We start from the raw sequence: 15,065 nt of genomic DNA, 5'->3' as shown, positions 1-15,065 counted from the left end.
GATCCGGCGCTGTCCGGCACTGTCTCACTCCCGGGGCTTCCCACCCGACAGACCCTCATGAACCGGACACCATCCGACTACGCCGAAGCCCTGGCCATAGCCCCGCGAGCCCACAACCTACGTCATCCATGCACTCGGGCTGGGGGTGGATGATCGGAGCGAAGGCCGTGGGGACGAACGTGTCGTGTGACGGGATCGGCAGAGGCGCGTTCGCCACCACAAGGTCGGCGCCAAGCCCCGACGGACTGGACGAACGGCATGGCAGGAGCCTGTTCCTGAACCCCCTCCGGGGCAGCTCGGGGAGCCCTTCGTCGGTCCGGGGCGTGGAACGCCTGCTCCGAAGACGGCAGGGGCCGGGGGTGGGACCTCAGGTCGGCGGTGGGGCCGCTCCTGAGCCGGGGGCGGCCCAGGAGCGGCGGTCTACCGAGATGCGTCGGGATAGGCGGCAGTGGCGCGAATTTCGACGAGCAGCCCCGGACTGGCGAGGGCGCTGACACCAATCAGCGACCAGGTCGGGAAAGGGGCTTTGATGAGGCGCTGCTTGGCTTCGAGGAAGCCGGGCATGTGCCGGTGGATGTCCACGTGGTAGCTGGTCACGTCCACGAGGGCGGACAGGTCGAGGTGCTCCAACCGGAGGATCTCCTCGATGCGCCGGACGGCGATCTCGGTCTGCTCTTCGATGGTGTCCGCGATGGTTCCGTCGGCACGGCGGCCGATGGTTCCGGCGATGAAGAGCAGACCGTGCGCACGGACCGCGGCGGAATAGCCGAAGCGGGCGAAGGCGCCGCTGGTCTCTCCGAAGACTTCGGAGTCCTCGGGGATCTCGACGGTGTGGATGGTCATGGCAGTGCTTCCCTCTCTCCGTTGACTGGTCGTGGGATCCGTGACGTCAGCTGCCCCAGCGGGACGAACGACAGGCGTGCTCCAGTCGGGTCCGGCCGAAGGTCTCACGTTCTCGGAGGAATTCACCGGGAATCGTGTAGCGGGGTGCGTTCCTCGGGTTCTTCGCGGCTTGCGCGACGATCGCGTCGGTGAGTGAGCGGATCATCTCCAGTCTCGGGTAGGCGGCATGCACTGCGTCGGCCTGCTCGTCGGTGACGGCTTCGACGTGACCGGTGCCCAGCGGGCCGCCGAAGTCGAGTGCGACGCCTTCGCGGACGAGCACGCACAACGTGCCGCGCCGTTCCGCGATGCCTGGGGAGGTGTGCAGGGCGATGGCCTGCCAGACCTCATCGGCGTCAGCCGCGGAAACTCCGCGCGCGACGAGGAACTCGGCGGCCCGGTCGGCGCCCTCGACCTCGAAACGCTGACAGTGCGCGCCGTCCGACGCGACGCCGAGGTCGTGCATCACGCAGGCGGCGAACAGCAGGCTCTCGTCGTAGTCACGGCCGACGGCCAGGTCGAGGCGGCCGGCCACCAACCTGGCGAACAGGTAGCTGCGGACGCTGTGGTTGAACACGGAGGGCGTTTGCACCGTCCGGACGAGATTCACGACGGCGTCGGCAAGTGGTGTGCCGGGCAGCCTGATCAGGTCCGCGGTCACCTCGCGGGTGGATCCGTTCATGACTTCATCGTGGCCGCGACCGCCCTGACCTGGCGAGAGGCAAAATTACCCGACTTCGATAGGATCCTGCCATGGCAGTGCACCGAGTCGCAGTCCTGGCGCTGGACGGGGTCACCCCGCTCGATCTGGCGATCCCGACGCAGATCTTCAACGCCCGACCGGAGACCCCGTACGAGATGACCGTGTGCGCGCTCGACGCGAAGGTGACCACCAGCGCGGGCTTCGCACTGGTCGCCGGTGGGGAATTGGAGCAGGTACGCCTCGCCGACACGGTGATCGTTCCGGGGTTCGAGCCGATCCTCCAGCTTCCGAACGCCGTACTCGACGCGCTGGCCGAGGCCCGCGACCGTGGTCGGCGCGTGGTGTCGATCTGCACGGGAGCCTTCGCGCTGGCCGCGGCGGGCGTGCTGGACGGCCTGCACGCCACGACCCACTGGAAGCACATCGAGGAGCTCGAACGAGATTTCCCCGCCGTCACGGTCGACCGCGACGTCTTGTACGTCGACGAGGGTGACGTGCTCACCTCGGCCGGGGTCTGCTGCGGCATCGACCTCTGCCTGCACATCGTGCGCCGCGACCTCGGGGCGGTGGTGGCCAACCAGATCGCCCGCGGCTTGGTCGCCGCCCCGCACCGAGACGGCGGGCAGGCGCAGTACGTACCCGCTCCGGTCGCAGTGACCGGCGAGGCCTCGCTCTCCACCACCCGGGGATGGGCCCTGCAACGACTCGAGGAGCCACTCACCCTGCCGGTGCTCGCCCGCCACGCCGGCCTGTCGCAGCGCACCTTCATCCGCCGGTTCGCCGAGGAGACCGGCACGACCCCGCTGCGGTGGCTGCTCAACGCCCGAATCAGCCGGGCACGGGAACTACTGGAAACCACGAACCACCCGGTGGACCGGGTGGCACGCGACTGCGGACTGGGCACAGCCGCCAACCTGCGCCTGCACTTCCGCCGCGCACTCGACACCACTCCCACTGCCTACCGACGCACCTTCTGGTGTTCGGACCACACACGCAAGCCGGACCCGTCGCCATGACCCGGACGCCTCACCACTGCCTCGGACAGCCGTCGCAGTCCGCCCGGGCTCTTTTGCCTCCGCCCAGTTCGCCTCCCTCCACGCGGCCACGACCTGCTCGTCGCGTTCCGCGGCCCGGCGCGCGGGCACCTGCGGGGTGAAGCCGAGCCGGCGCATCAGCCGGGTGGCCCCCGAGACGCTGTAGGAGACACGGAACCTGCGGCCGATCGGCATCGCCACCCGAGTGCCGGTCCACACCCGGTCCTGGTCCCAGCCGTGAACGGCCGGTCCCTGCTCGATCCAGCAGCAGGAACGGGCACCAGACGGCACGGCCGGGGCGTTCTCGAAGCGCACCGGGGAAACCGCCCCGCTGCGCGTGGAACCAGCCCAGAACACCCGGCGGCTCCGCGCCTGGAACAGCAAGGAGCTCCGTGCCCGACGAACTCACCGGCGCCGCCGCACCGGTCATCCGGCTACGACCGGACTTCCGCCCTACGGCATTCCTTTCCCGAACCGACAAGTCCCTGCTCATCGCGGGGGACTGCGAGGACGGACCGGCCGTCGCGAAGCTGCTGATCACCCGAGAACCACTCTGGGTCGAGAAGTTCAGCGCGGAGATCAAGGCCTACCAGACCTTCGCCGAGACACCCCCGCCAGTGCCGGTCCCCGACCTCATCGCCGTGGACGACCGGCACCACGTGCTGGTCATCGAGCACGTCCGAGGCCATTCGCCCGCCCGGGGCCGCGACCGGTTCCCGTCACAAGCACTGGACCCCGCACACGTCACCGCCATGCTGACGGCCATGACCGACCTTGGTCGATGGAGTCCCCCCGCAGGGGCGTTCACCCGCACCCTCGACTACCTCGCACGCCTGGACCGCGACCACCGCCAGGGCCTGACCACCCCGCAGGAACACCAGGCCCTGACCGGCCTGTTCCATCGGGCCGGTACCGACCTGGTACCAGGCCACGGCGACCCCCTGCCGACCAACTTTGTCGTCAGACCCGACGGACGGGTCACAGTGATCGACTGGGAGCACGCGGGACACTACCTCCCAGGACACGACCTGGCGGTTCTATGGATCGTCCTGGCCGCCACTCCGGAAGCCCGTCCACAGATCGAGGAACTGGTGGCTGCCGGATCCCCGTCCGTCCGCGCCGCCTTCACCCTGAACCGGGCCATGCTGCTCGTACGAGAACTCCGCAACCACCGTGCGGTGCCCCCGTCCACATGGAGGGACGAACGGGTGGCGGCAATCGAACGTGACTGGCATGACATGCGCGAACTGGCGCAGGCCGGGTGACAACGGACTGATCTGGCATCACAGAGGGCCGGTGGAGTGCACCACCGGCCCTTCGCACGGCGGGAGATTTCAAGTCCAGTGAGACGGCCGTGACGCTATGAGGTTTGTGGTGCGGGTTCCCTGCGCTCGGCATGATCTGGTCGAAACTCGCCAATTACGTGCTGCAGTTCGGCCACATCGGCTACGGCATCCGGCCGTCTTCGCGCCGGCGTGGACTGGCCTCCTGGGCGCTGGGCCGGATGCTCGGTGAGGCGCCGGTGCTCGGCCTGGACCGGGTGCTGATCGTCTGCGAGGTCGACAACATCGCCTCGGTGATGACGATCGAGCGCAACGGTGGTGTTCTTGAAGGCGTCCGGGACACCGAGCACGGTGCCGTGCGACGTTACTGGATCAAGATCTAGCTTCGTGATCTCACGGGTGGGGCCGATGCGGGCATGGCTGCGGTCACCGTTGATCATCGCCCCTCCCCGACGACCGGTGATTCAGCTCAGGGAGTCCTCCGCAGTGGGACGACGTCGGTGCGGAGGTGGGGCATCGTGGGTCGCGCGGTTTCCGGTGTGGCCGGCAACGAGACGATGGTGACCGGTTGTTGGCAGTGCGGGCAGTTGCGGGTCGCGGTCGGTTCCAGCGGGTCACGCACCGCTGCGGGCCGGCGCGAGGTGGGGCGGGCCGCAGGCGGCGGAGGAAGCTCGGTCCGGGCCGACAGTGCGAGTGGCGGCGCCTGGCCGAGCCGGCGGGCCCGTTGCTCGTCGAGGGCCTGGTCGCGGCGGCGCTCGGCGTCGCGGCGGCAGACCATCGAGCAGTGGACGGTTCGGACGGTCTTCGCGGCCTGGAAGAGGTTCTCGCGGACGGGGCAGGTCCGGGTCTCCATGCAGGCCTCGCTGCGGCGTGACGCGGTCCGGCACTCGGCCGAGCAGAACTTCCGCTTTCGGCTCAGGTCGGTGGTGAACCCCGTGCCGCACTGGCCCTCGGGGGTTGTCCGACGGACCACGTCGGACATGACGACAGCGGTGGTCGCCAGGCGTGCCGAGCCCGGTGACCGTCGCGGGCGGCCTGGACGGAGCCCCCGTCGAGGCACCCCTCACCCCCCGTCGTCCGGCCCCAACCTCGGGATGTCGGCCGGAAAGAGGCTGACCAGCAGGCCGTAGGCCTCAGCGGTCGGACTCTCGCCCGCCCCCAGCTGTGCTGCCCGCACCCCGGCGGTCTGCAGTTCGGCGGCGTGCTCGCGGAGCCGGTCGGCGACCAGGGCGGCCTGTTCGGGGGTGAGCCAGAGGTGGCGGAGCTCGGTGTGCTCGGGCTGGCCGGGCGGTACCGGGCGCATCTCGGCGAGGGCCGAGTTGTAGAGGAAGCCGGCGGCCATCGTCTCGCCCTCCTGGAAGGCGAAGCCCTTGGTGACCAGTCCGAAGTACTGCTCGGTGCCGCCGCGCACCTGGCGGCTCTCGGCGAGCTCGACCAGCCCGGCCTCCCGCAGCACCCGTACGTGGTAGCCGAGGGTCCCCTTGGCCATGCCGAGCGCCTCCGCCAACTGCCGCAGGGTGGCCGGGCGCTGACGCAGCATGTTGACCAGGCGGTGGCGCAGCGGGTGCCCGAGGGCCTTGAACTGGGCCGGCGACTGGATGACCAGTGGCGGCGGGCGGTCGTCTTCTGCCATGCCAAAAGTGTCCATAAATCTCAACGCTTTGACAAACGCCGAGCTCGGTGCAGAGAATCTGCCCCGGCGAAAGCGTCGATGATCATCGCCGCTTGACTCGACCCCCACATCGCACTCGACCCCCCCACCGCACCGCCCCAGCGAGAGGAACCCCGATGCCGCTGTCCATCGCCCACGTCACCACCGACCGCCCCGAGCGCTATCTCAAGCAGCTCGTCTCCCACCTGGGCCACAAGACCAGCACCACGTTCGACTCCCAGGGCCGCGGCACCGTCACCCTCGGCAGCGGCGCGAACTGCGTCATGACCGCCCGTCCGGGACAGCTGGAACTGATCGCGGCCGCGGCCGACGCCGAGGCGCTGAGCCGGGTCCAGGACGTGGTCGCCCGTCACCTGGTGCGCTTCGCCACCCAGGAGGAGCTCATCGTCGAGTGGACCGCGCCGGTCGACGGCGCCGAGCTGGAGCAGCCGGTCCACCCGCTGGTCGACGGCTACCTGTTGCGCCACTGCACCCCCGCCGACCAGGTGCTCCACGACCTCGCCGAGCGGACCAGGGAGGCCACCGGCCGGGCCGCCGGGATGCAGGTCACGGCCGACGAGGGCGCGCTGCTCACCATGCTGGTGCGGATGCTGGGCGCGAAGTACGCCGTGGAGGTCGGGGTCTTCACCGGCTACTCCTCCCTCTGCATCGCCCGCGGCCTGGCCGAGGACGGCCGCCTGCTCGCCTGTGACACCAACGCCGAGTGGGCCGCCATCGGCCGGGAGCACTGGGAGCGCGCCGGGGTGGCCGACCGGATCGACCTGCGGATCGCCCCCGCCCTCGACACCCTGCAGGCGCTGCCGGACGAGCCGCACATCGACATCGCCTTCATCGACGCGGACAAGCAGAACTACCCCGCGTACTACGAGGAGATCCTGCGCCGGCTGCGCCCGGGCGGGGTGGTCGTCCTCGACAACGTCCTGCTCGGCGGCCGCTCCCTGGACCCGGCCTACCAGGAGGAGCACCACCTGGCGATGCGCCGGCTGAACGATTTCATCGCGGCGGACGACCGGGTGGACGCGGTGATGCTGCCGGTCCGCGACGGGGTGACCCTGGCGCGCAAGCGGTGAGGTCGCGGATGCCGGCTACGGCGACATCGCCCACTTCCGCAACGCCCTCGACGAGCGCGGCCTGCGATGGATCGTGCAGGTCAAAGGCCTGGCAACCGCCCACCCGCTGGACGTGATCCCCCACCAGCCGCCCTACGGCGGACTCGGCCCCCGCCCCGAGCCCCGCTACCGCACCCGGCCGATCCCGCTGGCCGAGCACGTTCGGGCCGCCCCTGCCGGAGGTTCTCGTGCACCCAGCAGAAGAACGGATGACAGCGACGCCTTCACTGGTTCCCGGAGACGGCCTGGCAGCCGGCGACACCGCCCGGCTCGACGCCTCAGCCCGCAGACCACCCTGGCGACCGCCGAGCCCCGGACACGGCGAACAACCGGGTGAGACCGGGAACGCGGTACCGACCTCGGGCCGGGGCGTCCAGCAGCCCCGCATCGACGAGGCCTTCCAGGATCCCGGTGGCGGCGGACTCCGTCACGCCCAGGGCGGCCGCCGCCTCCGGGGGCGAGCAGTCCGGGAGCGCCGCCAGGCGCGGCAGCGCGCCGGCGAGGTCGGCCGGCAGGCGCTCGTGGGCCTGGCGCAGCTCGGTCTCGACGGCGAGTTCCCCGAGGCGCAGTTCGTCGAGCCGGCGGGTCTCGTCGGCCAGCCGGTCGGCGAAGGCGGTGACGCTCCAGGCGGGTCGGGCCGCGAGTTTGGCGGCCGCGACGCGCAGGGCGAGCGGGAGCTGGCCGCAGGCCGCCGTGATGGTCGCGGCGGCCTGCGGCTCGGCGGCGAGGCGGGCGTGGCCGGCGACGGCGGCGAGTAGTTGCGCCGACTCCTCCGGGGTCAGCCGGCCGAGGGGCAGGGCGAGCGCGGGGGCGAGGCCGGTCAGGCGGGCGCGGGCGGTGACAAGCACGGCGCAGGTGGAGCCGCCCGGCAGGAGGGGGCGCACCTGCTCTTCGTCGCGGGCGCCGTCCAGCACGATCAGGACGCGCCGCCCGGCGAGCAGGGCGCGGAAGCGGTTGCCGCGCTCCGCGAGCTGCTCCGGGATCTGCTCGAGGGGCTCGCCGAGCGCACGCAGGAAGCCCGCCAGGATGTCGGCGGGCTCGGCGGGTTCGCCCCGGCCGCCGTTCAGCTCGGCGTAGAGCTGGCCGTCGGCGAAGGCGGCGCGGACGGTCCTGGCGGCGCGGACGGCCAGGGTGGTCTTGCCGACGCCGATGGCGCCGGAGACCAGGACGACGGGGGCGGCGGAGCCGCTGCTCTCGGTGAGGGCGTTCGCGATCGCCGGGACCTCGGCCGCCCGGCCGGTGAAGTCACCGACGTCGGCGGGAAGTTGGGCCGGGGGCTCGGGTGCGGGTGGCGCCGTCGGCGCGGGTGGGGAGAGTTCGGGGTCGGCGCACAGGATCCGCTGGTGCAGCCGCCGCAGCTCGGGCCCGGGCTCGACGCCCAGGTCCTCGGCCAGCACCCGGCGGGCGTCCGCGTACACCTCGAGGGCCTCCGCCTGCCGGCCGGCGCGGTAGAGGGCGGTCATCAGCAGACCGCGCAGGCCTTCGCGCAGCGGATGCTCGGCGCACAGCGCGGTCAGTTCCTCGACCGGTCGCGCGTGTTCGCCGAGGCCGAGCTCGAGGGCCAGGCAGTTCCGCAAGGCCTCCAGCCGTTGCCCGGCGAGCCGCTCGCGCTGCCGCTCGGCATCGGGGCCAGGGACGCCGGAGAGCGCGGAGCCCGTCCAGAGCGCCAGGGCCTCGCGGTACCGGTCGACGGCGGCGGGCGCCTCCCCGCACTGCCGGTGGCGCTCGGCCACCTCCGCCAGGCGCTCGAACTCGGCGGCGTCCACGCTGAGGCCCGCGCGTTCCAGGACGTAGCCGCCGCCCCGGGAGACCAGGACGGCCGCCGCGTCAGGCCCCGCGGCGCCGATCCCGGCCCTCAGCCGGGAGATGTGGTTGCGCACCACCGCACCGACGGAGGCCGGTGCGCTCTCCCCCCAGACCAGGCGCGCCAGCTCCTCGGAAGTCACGACCTGCCCGGCGCGCAGCGCCAGCACCGCCAGCACCGCCTGCCGCTGGGCGGACCCGGCGACGTCCCTGCCCCCGCACTGGATGCGCACCGGCCCCAGCAGAGAGACCCTCAGCCCCTCCATGTCACGCGTTCCCCCTCGACCGACGCTGCTCCACCCGGCACCGCTCGGCACCAGCCACCCTGATCAGCGCCACGCGGTCGTGATGCGTCACCGCCGCCGCCCGCACCTGCCCGATGCGCGGCTTCGGACGGATTGTCCCATAACCACCGGACGCGCCCGCCCGGCATCGTGGCCGAGCCGCGCAGCTCACGGCGGGTATGTTGGCCCATCTCGCCCCGGCTCCCGCGCCGCCGAGGGCAGACACCGGATTGACGGACCGACGGACGGACAACGCGTGACCAACGTACGAATAGCGCTGCTCGGGCCCGTACGGGCGTGGCGCGGCGATGCGGCGTTGCCGCTCGGGCCGGCACAGCGGCGGGCCGTACTGGCGATGCTCGCGGCGGCCGAGGGCCATGTGGTCACCACCGAGGAGCTGATCGACGGTCTGTGGGGCGAGGCCTCGCCGAACCGCGCCGTCGCCGCGATCCGCAACCACGTCTCCCAGTTGCGCTCCGTACTCGAGCAGGACCGCACCGAGCCGCGGCTGCTGGTCTCGGCGGGCGGCGGCTACGCCCTGCTACTCGCGCCCGGGGCGACGGATCTCGCCGTCTTCCAACGGCTGACGCAGGACGCCACCCGGCTCCGGGCCGGGGGCGACCCGGCCGGGGCAGCCGGGCGACTGGCCGAGGCGCTGGAGCTGTCGACGGGCGAGCCGCTGGCGGGTGTCCCCGGCGGTCACGCGGAGCGCTGGCGCGAGCGGTTCGCCCAGCGCCGCGTCGCCGTTCGGCGGGAGCGGCTGGAGCTGGAGCTGGAGCTCGGCCGACATGCCCGGGTGGCGGACGAACTCACCACCCTGGTCGGTGAGTTCCCGCTGCACGAGGGGTTCGCGGCGCTGCTGATGACGGCGCTGTACCGCAGCGACCGGCGAACCGAGGCCCTGGCTGCCTTCGCCGCCACCTGCCGCGCCCTGGACGCCGAGCTGGGCGTCGAACCAACCCTTCCGCTGCGCGAGTTGCACGAGCGGATCCGCAGCCGCGACCCCGAACTCGCGGCGCCGGCCCCGGCCCGGCCGGCCTGCGCCCCACAGCCCGCGGCCCGCCCGTGCCCGGAGCAACTCCCCGCCGACATATCGGAGTTCACCGGCCGCCGGGAGCTGGTCCACTCGCTGGAGCAGCTGGTCGACAAGCCATCCGCCTTCGCGCCCACCATCGTCGTGGTCTCCGGCATGGGCGGAGTCGGCAAGACCGCGCTGGCCGTCCACGTCGCCCAGAGGGTCCGTCACCGCTTCCCCGACGGGCAGCTCTACGTCAACCTGCGCGGCGGCCGCCCCGACCCGATGGAGCCCGGCGCGGTACTGGTGCGCTTCCTTTGCTCGCTGGGCGTACCCGAGAGCGCTGTGCCCGAGCAGACCGAGGAACGGGCGGCCCTCTTCCGCTCGCTGCTCGCCGAACGCCGGGTGCTGGTCGTGCTGGACGACGCCCGCGACCTCGCCCAGCTGCGCCCGCTGCTGCCGGGCTCCGAGCACAGCGCCGTCCTCGTCACCAGCCGCTCGGGGCTGCTCGGCCTGGCCCCCACCCGTCAGGTGGACCTGGACGTCCTGGAACCGGAGGAGTCACTGGAGCTGTTCGCGCGGATCGCCGGCCGGCAGCGGGTCCGGACGGAGCCCGAGGCCGCCCGCGACCTGCTCGAGGCTTGCTGCCATCTCCCGCTGGCCACCCGGATCGTCGCCGCCCGCAGCGCCCTGCGCCCGGACTGGTCGCTCGCCACGATCGTCGAGCGCCTGGCCGACCGGCGGCAGCGGCTCGCGGAGCTGAGCGTCCACGACCTGGCCGTCGAGGCCTGCTTCCAACTCAGCTACGACCAGTTGCCGGCCCGCGCCGCACGCGCCTTCCGGCTGCTGGCCGTCCCGCAGACCGCCGACCTGTCCCTGTCGGCCGCGGCCGCGGCCCTGGAGCTCGGCGAGGGCTGCGCCCTGGACGTCCTGGAGGACCTCGTCCACGCCGGTCTGCTGGAGTCCCCCGCCCCCGACCGGTACCGGTACCACGACCTGCTGCGCCTGTTCGGCCAGGCCAGGGCCGAGCAGCTCGACCCGGAGGCGGTGCGCGCCGGGCTCATCCTCCGGATGGTCGACCAGGCCCTGGCGACGGCGACCAACGCGTACCGCGCCGTGCGGCCCGGCCACGCCATCGCGGACGTCCTCGGTCCGGTGTCGGTACCCGGACTGCCGATGGCCTGCCGTACGGACGGCCACCGCTGGCTGACCGAGGAGGGCGGCAACCTGCTGGCCCTCACCGAGCAGGCGCTCGACCTCGACGGCGCCCACGCCCCGGTCGCCGATCTGCTGCTCGCGCTCGACCCGCACCTGGAGACCGGCTTCCTGTGGCGGGAGATCATCGGCGTCTGCCGCCGCACCCTGCGGCTCGCCACCGCCCACGGGGACGCGCGGGCCGAGGGCCGGGCCGGCTACATGCTCGGCGGCGGCCTGATGCAGCTGGCGCAGGACGAGGAGGCCGAGGCCATCGCCGCCCGGGCGGCCGAGCGGGCCGGAGCCTGCAAAGACCTGCCGGTGCTGGCCGAGACCATGAACGTCCGCGCCATGATCGCCCACGATCTGAACCGCACCCGGGAGGCGCTGACGATCCACGAGGAGACGATCCGCCTCGCCGAGGAGTGCGGCAGCACCTGGACCACGGCGAACGCCCTGGCCAGCAGTGTCATCTGGCTCCTCGCCAACGAGGAGGGCGATGCCGCGGTGCGGGCGGCCGGGCGGAGCCTGAAACTCTTCCGGTCCCTGGGCGATCCCCTGGGCGAGACCTACGCGTTGCACTCGGTCGCCCGCGCGACGAGAGTCCTGGGCGAACCCGACCGGGCCCTCCCGCTGCACGAGGAGGTGCTGGCCCTGGCCCGCGCCGAAGGATTCGTGCTGTTCGAGCCGGGGAGCCTGGTCCACATCGCCGAGTGCCACCTCGCCGCGGGCCGCCCGGCGGCTGCGGTCGAACGGGCCGAGGAAGCCGTGGCCGAGAGCCGCCGACTGCACCACCGGTTCGCGGAGGCCGCAGCCCTCGACGTCCTCGCCCGCAGCCGCGCCGCGTTCGAGGCCACCGAGTGACCCTCAGCGCGTGAGCCACTACCCGTCGAGCGCCTCGGCCAGGCCCCTACGCCCGTCGATGCCGAGCTTCCCGTAGGCATGCGTCAGGTGCACCTCCACGGTGCGCACGCCGACGAAGAGCTGCTGGGCGATCTCCCGGTTCGTCATGCCCTTGGCGGCCAGGGTGGCCACCCGGTGCTCGCTCGGGGTGAGGGCCTCCACTCCGTGGAAGGTGCGGGTGCGTGGGCGGTCGCCGGCCGCGCGGAGTTCCTCCAGCGCGCGGTCGGCCACCAGGACGGCTCCGCACCGGTGGGCCCCGGTGACCGCCTCCTGGAGCCGCTCGCGGGCCTCCGTCACCCGCCCGGCACGGCGCAGCTCCGCACCGAGGTCGCCCAGGGCCTGCGCGTGGCGCGCCCGTGCGGGGGAGCCGGCCAGCGTTCGGGCCGCCTCCCGCAACAGGTCCGGCCCCTCCGGGCCGTCGGTGGCGAGGGCCAGCGCACGCAGGGCGACGCCGACGTGCTCGGGCACGCCCCACCCCCGGGCCAGCTCCAGCTCCTCCGCCGCCAAGGCCCGGGCCTGCTCGTGCTCGCCGAGCGCGACATGGGCGAGGGCGGCCTCGGAGCGCCAGGGGTAGATCCACGGGCAGCGCATGCCGCGGGCCTCGGTCCGCCGTCCGCACTCCCGGAAGGCTGCGATCGCCTCGACCTGCCGCCCCTGTGCCGCCCGCAGCCTGCCGCGGACCAGGTAGGCGTGGTCGTTGATCCAGTGCCCGTTCAGGTCCGCGGTCAGCCCGGCGCTCCCCAGGAGCGCCTGCGCCTCGTCGAGCCGGCCCTGCTGGACCAGCGCGTCGGCCAGCGTGGCCGTGGCCAGGACGCTGTGGATGTGCCGGGGGTCGATGCCGATCTCCCGGAGCGTCATCAGGGCGGCCTCCGCCTCGGCCTGGCACTCCGGCACCCGGCCGACCTGCAGGTAGACGTTCGCCCGGATGACGCGGCTGTGCGCAAGCGCGAAGGCGGAGCCTCGGGTGCGGGCCTCCTCGACCGCCGCATCGGCGTAGTCGAGGGCCAGCTCGGCCTCGCCGGCGGCGCCGAGGAGGAGCACGGCGCCCGAGTAGACGAAGGACTCGTCGTCGGCCGGGTACATCCCCTCGGTGAGCCCCTGCCGGACGAAGGCCACGGCCTCGGCCGGAGACTCGCCGCGCATGAGCGCGCGCAGGCCGAGCAGCGCGGCCAGCGGCCGCTCGGCCGGGGTGCCGGCGGCGTCCTCGATCCGCAGCTGCATCAGGCGGGGCAGCACGTCCGGCGCCGACTCGGCCTGGTTCAGGCCGGCGAAGATCTGGTCGACCTCCAGGCGCAGCGCGAGGGCGGGGTCGCTCTCGCGCAGGGAGGCGGCGGTGCGTTCGAGCACGGCCAGCCCGTCCGGGTAGCGGTCCACGGCGAACAGCGCGCCGGCCAGGCGGCGCGCTGTGGCGGCCAGTGCGGCCGGGTCGTGGGTGAGGTCGAGGCCCAGCCACAAGTTGCGGACCGCCTCCGGGACGTCGAAGGAGAGGCCCGCCTCACCCAGCCGGATCACCAGGCGAGCCCGGGTCTCGTCGGCGAGCGGCTCACGCAGCGCGCGGCGCAGCAGGACGGCAGCACGCTCGGCGGCGCCCGCCCGCATCGCCTCCGCGGCGGCCCGGTCCAGCACCTCGGGCACCCAGGGGAGGCCGAGCGGCGCGTGGACGGCGTGGTCGGCCGTCCGCTCCACGGGCGCGCCCTGGGCGTGCAGCAGCTCGGCGGCGCGCACGTGCACCTCCTGTCGGGTGCTGGGCAGGACGTCCTCGGCGAGCGCGGCCCGGATCATCGGGCAGACGAAGGCGGCGGTGTGCTCGGCCCGGCGCATCAGGCCGGCCCGCTCCAGCGCGTGCACGGCGTCCTGGACGGCCGGCTCCGGCAGACCGACGGCTCCGGCGACCAGGTCCAGCGGCGGGGTGCCGCCGAGCACGGCGACGGTCCGGGCGACGGCCCCGGTCTCCGGCCCGGCCGCCGTGGCGAGCAGGTGGAACACCTGGCCGAGCTCGGCCGGGACGAAGCGGGTGAGCTGCGCCATGGCCCTGCTGTCGGGTGCCTGCCCGGAGGCCTGGAGGGTGCGCAGCAGGGCGTGCAGCAGGAAGGGGTTGCCGCCCGTGGTGGTCCGTACGGCCGCGCGGAAGCGGTCGTCCCCGGAGGTGCCGAGCACCCCCTCGATGACGGCGGCGACGCCCTCGCCGTCCAGGGCGGTCAGGTCGAGCCGGTGCCGGAAGAGCGGGGTCAGTCGGGCGAGGGCGTCCGCGTCGGCGGAGGCCTGGGCGGGGCCGACGGTGGCGAGGACGAGCACCGGCAGGTCGCCGGCCCGGCGGAGCAGGCGCTGAAGCCAGAGCAGGGAGGCCCGGTCGGCGCACTGCAGGTCGTCGATGCCGAGGACGAGGCGGCCGCGGGCGGCGAGTCGGGCGGCCAACCGGTGCAGCCCGCCCGGAGTCACCGTGCTCGGGTCCTCGGCGGGCGTGGTCAGGGGTGCGGGCCGGCCGGGCCGGAGTGGTCCGGCCGACGGGGTGTCGGCTCCGTCGAGGGCGCCGAGGAGCACCGGTTCGAAGAGCTGGCGGGCGACGCCGAGTTCCATGCCGCTCTCGGAGGGGTCGGCCCAGGCCGAGACGACGGTGTCACCGGCTCGGCGGGCCCACTCGAGCGCCTCGCGCAGCAGCGCGCTCTTGCCGCTGCCGAACCCGCCCTGGATCAGCACGAGGGCCCCGCGGGCACCGTCCTGCTCCAACATCCTCTCCAGCGTGTCGAGTTCACGGGCCCGGCCGAGCAGCAGGGGGTCGTCGGCGGGACGGCCTGGCCGGGTGAGGACGGCCGCGCGGTCGCCTGCGCGGCGGTGGATCGTGCGGGGGACGGACGTCGGGGCGGTGAGTTCAGGCATCGGTGCTCAAAGGTGCTGGTCGGAGCTTCGGACCGGCCGGCGGCCGGTGCGCCGGATGCCCGGGCGGGTCCTCGAGGGCCTGTCCGATCCGGCGTTGACCGCATCCTGCCGGGCGCGTGTAACTGCCCGATAATTTCGTGCCCCGGGCGGCGGTTGCCGCCCGGGGCACGGTCCGCCGTGTCAGCGTGTTCAGCCGTTGCTGCCGGAGGGTGGGAGCTGGGCCTGGATCTGGCTCATCACGGTGCTGTCGGCGAGGGTGGTGGTGTCACCGACCTCGCGGCCCTCGGCGATGTCGCGCAGCAGACG

Annotated in this window: 11 protein-coding genes and 2 pseudogenes; 6 read left to right on the top strand and 7 right to left on the bottom strand. The window is 73.3% G+C overall.

The genetic code is table 11. The annotated features are described in order from the left end of the window. Positions 1 to 420: 420 nt before the first annotated feature. Together ABZW30_RS29485 and ABZW30_RS29480 are read right to left on the bottom strand one after the other, a co-directional pair. Positions 421 to 843 carry a Rid family hydrolase gene (locus ABZW30_RS29485; RefSeq protein ID WP_355674246.1) on the bottom strand — a complete coding sequence of 141 codons (423 nt, stop codon included), beginning with the start codon at positions 841 to 843 and terminating at the stop codon, positions 421 to 423. A 46-nt stretch (positions 844 to 889) separates the two neighbouring features. Then, the gene (locus ABZW30_RS29480; protein ID WP_355674245.1) at positions 890 to 1,564 is read right to left on the bottom strand and encodes an HD domain-containing protein; all 675 of its coding nucleotides are present in this window, start codon (positions 1,562 to 1,564) and stop codon (positions 890 to 892) included. Between the two features lie 71 nt (positions 1,565 to 1,635). Between ABZW30_RS29480 and ABZW30_RS29475 the strand changes: the two genes are divergently transcribed. Continuing rightward, a complete protein-coding gene (locus ABZW30_RS29475) occupies positions 1,636 to 2,601 on the top strand; it encodes a helix-turn-helix domain-containing protein (RefSeq protein WP_355674244.1) in 966 nt (321 codons plus the stop codon). Positions 2,602 to 2,685: 84 nt separating this feature from the next. On the opposite strand, the pseudogene ABZW30_RS29470 reads toward ABZW30_RS29475, so the two are convergent. Then, a pseudogene (locus ABZW30_RS29470) lies at positions 2,686 to 2,838 on the bottom strand (winged helix-turn-helix domain-containing protein); the annotation flags it as partial. 173 nt (positions 2,839 to 3,011) lie between these two features. On the opposite strand from ABZW30_RS29470, the gene ABZW30_RS29465 reads away from it, so the two are divergent. Beyond that, on the top strand, positions 3,012 to 3,884 hold the full coding sequence (locus tag ABZW30_RS29465) for an aminoglycoside phosphotransferase family protein (protein ID WP_355674243.1): 873 nt from the start codon (positions 3,012 to 3,014) through the stop codon (positions 3,882 to 3,884). A 131-nt stretch (positions 3,885 to 4,015) separates the two neighbouring features. After that, positions 4,016 to 4,285 carry a GNAT family N-acetyltransferase gene (locus tag ABZW30_RS29460; RefSeq protein ID WP_355674242.1) on the top strand — a complete coding sequence of 90 codons (270 nt, stop codon included), beginning with the start codon at positions 4,016 to 4,018 and terminating at the stop codon, positions 4,283 to 4,285. Positions 4,286 to 4,371: 86 nt separating this feature from the next. Here ABZW30_RS29460 and ABZW30_RS29455 read toward each other — a convergent pair whose 3' ends face one another. Then, positions 4,372 to 4,884, bottom strand: coding sequence for a hypothetical protein (locus ABZW30_RS29455; RefSeq protein ID WP_355674241.1), 513 nt, complete (start codon positions 4,882 to 4,884; stop codon positions 4,372 to 4,374). 81 nt (positions 4,885 to 4,965) lie between these two features. Continuing rightward, entirely contained in the window at positions 4,966 to 5,535 is a 570-nt protein-coding gene (locus ABZW30_RS29450) for a winged helix-turn-helix domain-containing protein (RefSeq protein WP_355674240.1), read from the bottom strand. Positions 5,536 to 5,690: 155 nt separating this feature from the next. Here ABZW30_RS29450 and ABZW30_RS29445 point away from each other — a divergent pair, with 155 nt between their 5' ends. Then, on the top strand, positions 5,691 to 6,644 hold the full coding sequence (locus ABZW30_RS29445) for a DUF2218 domain-containing protein (protein ID WP_355674239.1): 954 nt from the start codon (positions 5,691 to 5,693) through the stop codon (positions 6,642 to 6,644). A gap of 13 nt (positions 6,645 to 6,657) precedes the next feature. Further along, positions 6,658 to 7,020 (top strand): annotated as a pseudogene (locus ABZW30_RS29440) (transposase); the annotation flags it as partial. Here ABZW30_RS29440 and ABZW30_RS29435 read toward each other — a convergent pair. Beyond that, positions 6,962 to 8,752 carry a BTAD domain-containing putative transcriptional regulator gene (locus ABZW30_RS29435; protein WP_355674238.1) on the bottom strand — a complete coding sequence of 597 codons (1,791 nt, stop codon included), beginning with the start codon at positions 8,750 to 8,752 and terminating at the stop codon, positions 6,962 to 6,964. The pseudogene ABZW30_RS29440 and the gene ABZW30_RS29435 sit on opposite strands and share 59 nt — an antisense overlap. Before the next feature lie 274 nt (positions 8,753 to 9,026). Between ABZW30_RS29435 and ABZW30_RS29430 the strand changes: the two genes are divergently transcribed. After that, entirely contained in the window at positions 9,027 to 11,843 is a 2,817-nt protein-coding gene (locus tag ABZW30_RS29430) for a BTAD domain-containing putative transcriptional regulator (RefSeq protein WP_355674237.1), read from the top strand. Positions 11,844 to 11,861: 18 nt separating this feature from the next. On the opposite strand, the gene ABZW30_RS29425 is transcribed toward ABZW30_RS29430, so the two are convergent. Next, entirely contained in the window at positions 11,862 to 14,759 is a 2,898-nt protein-coding gene (locus tag ABZW30_RS29425; protein ID WP_355674236.1) for an AAA family ATPase, read from the bottom strand. Positions 14,760 to 15,065 lie beyond the last annotated feature (306 nt).

This window comes from Kitasatospora sp. NPDC004669 (assembly GCF_040609455.1).
Taxonomy (GTDB): domain Bacteria; phylum Actinomycetota; class Actinomycetes; order Streptomycetales; family Streptomycetaceae; genus Kitasatospora.
Note: the sequence above shows the minus strand (reverse complement) of the source record. Positions and strands in the feature narration are given on the sequence as shown.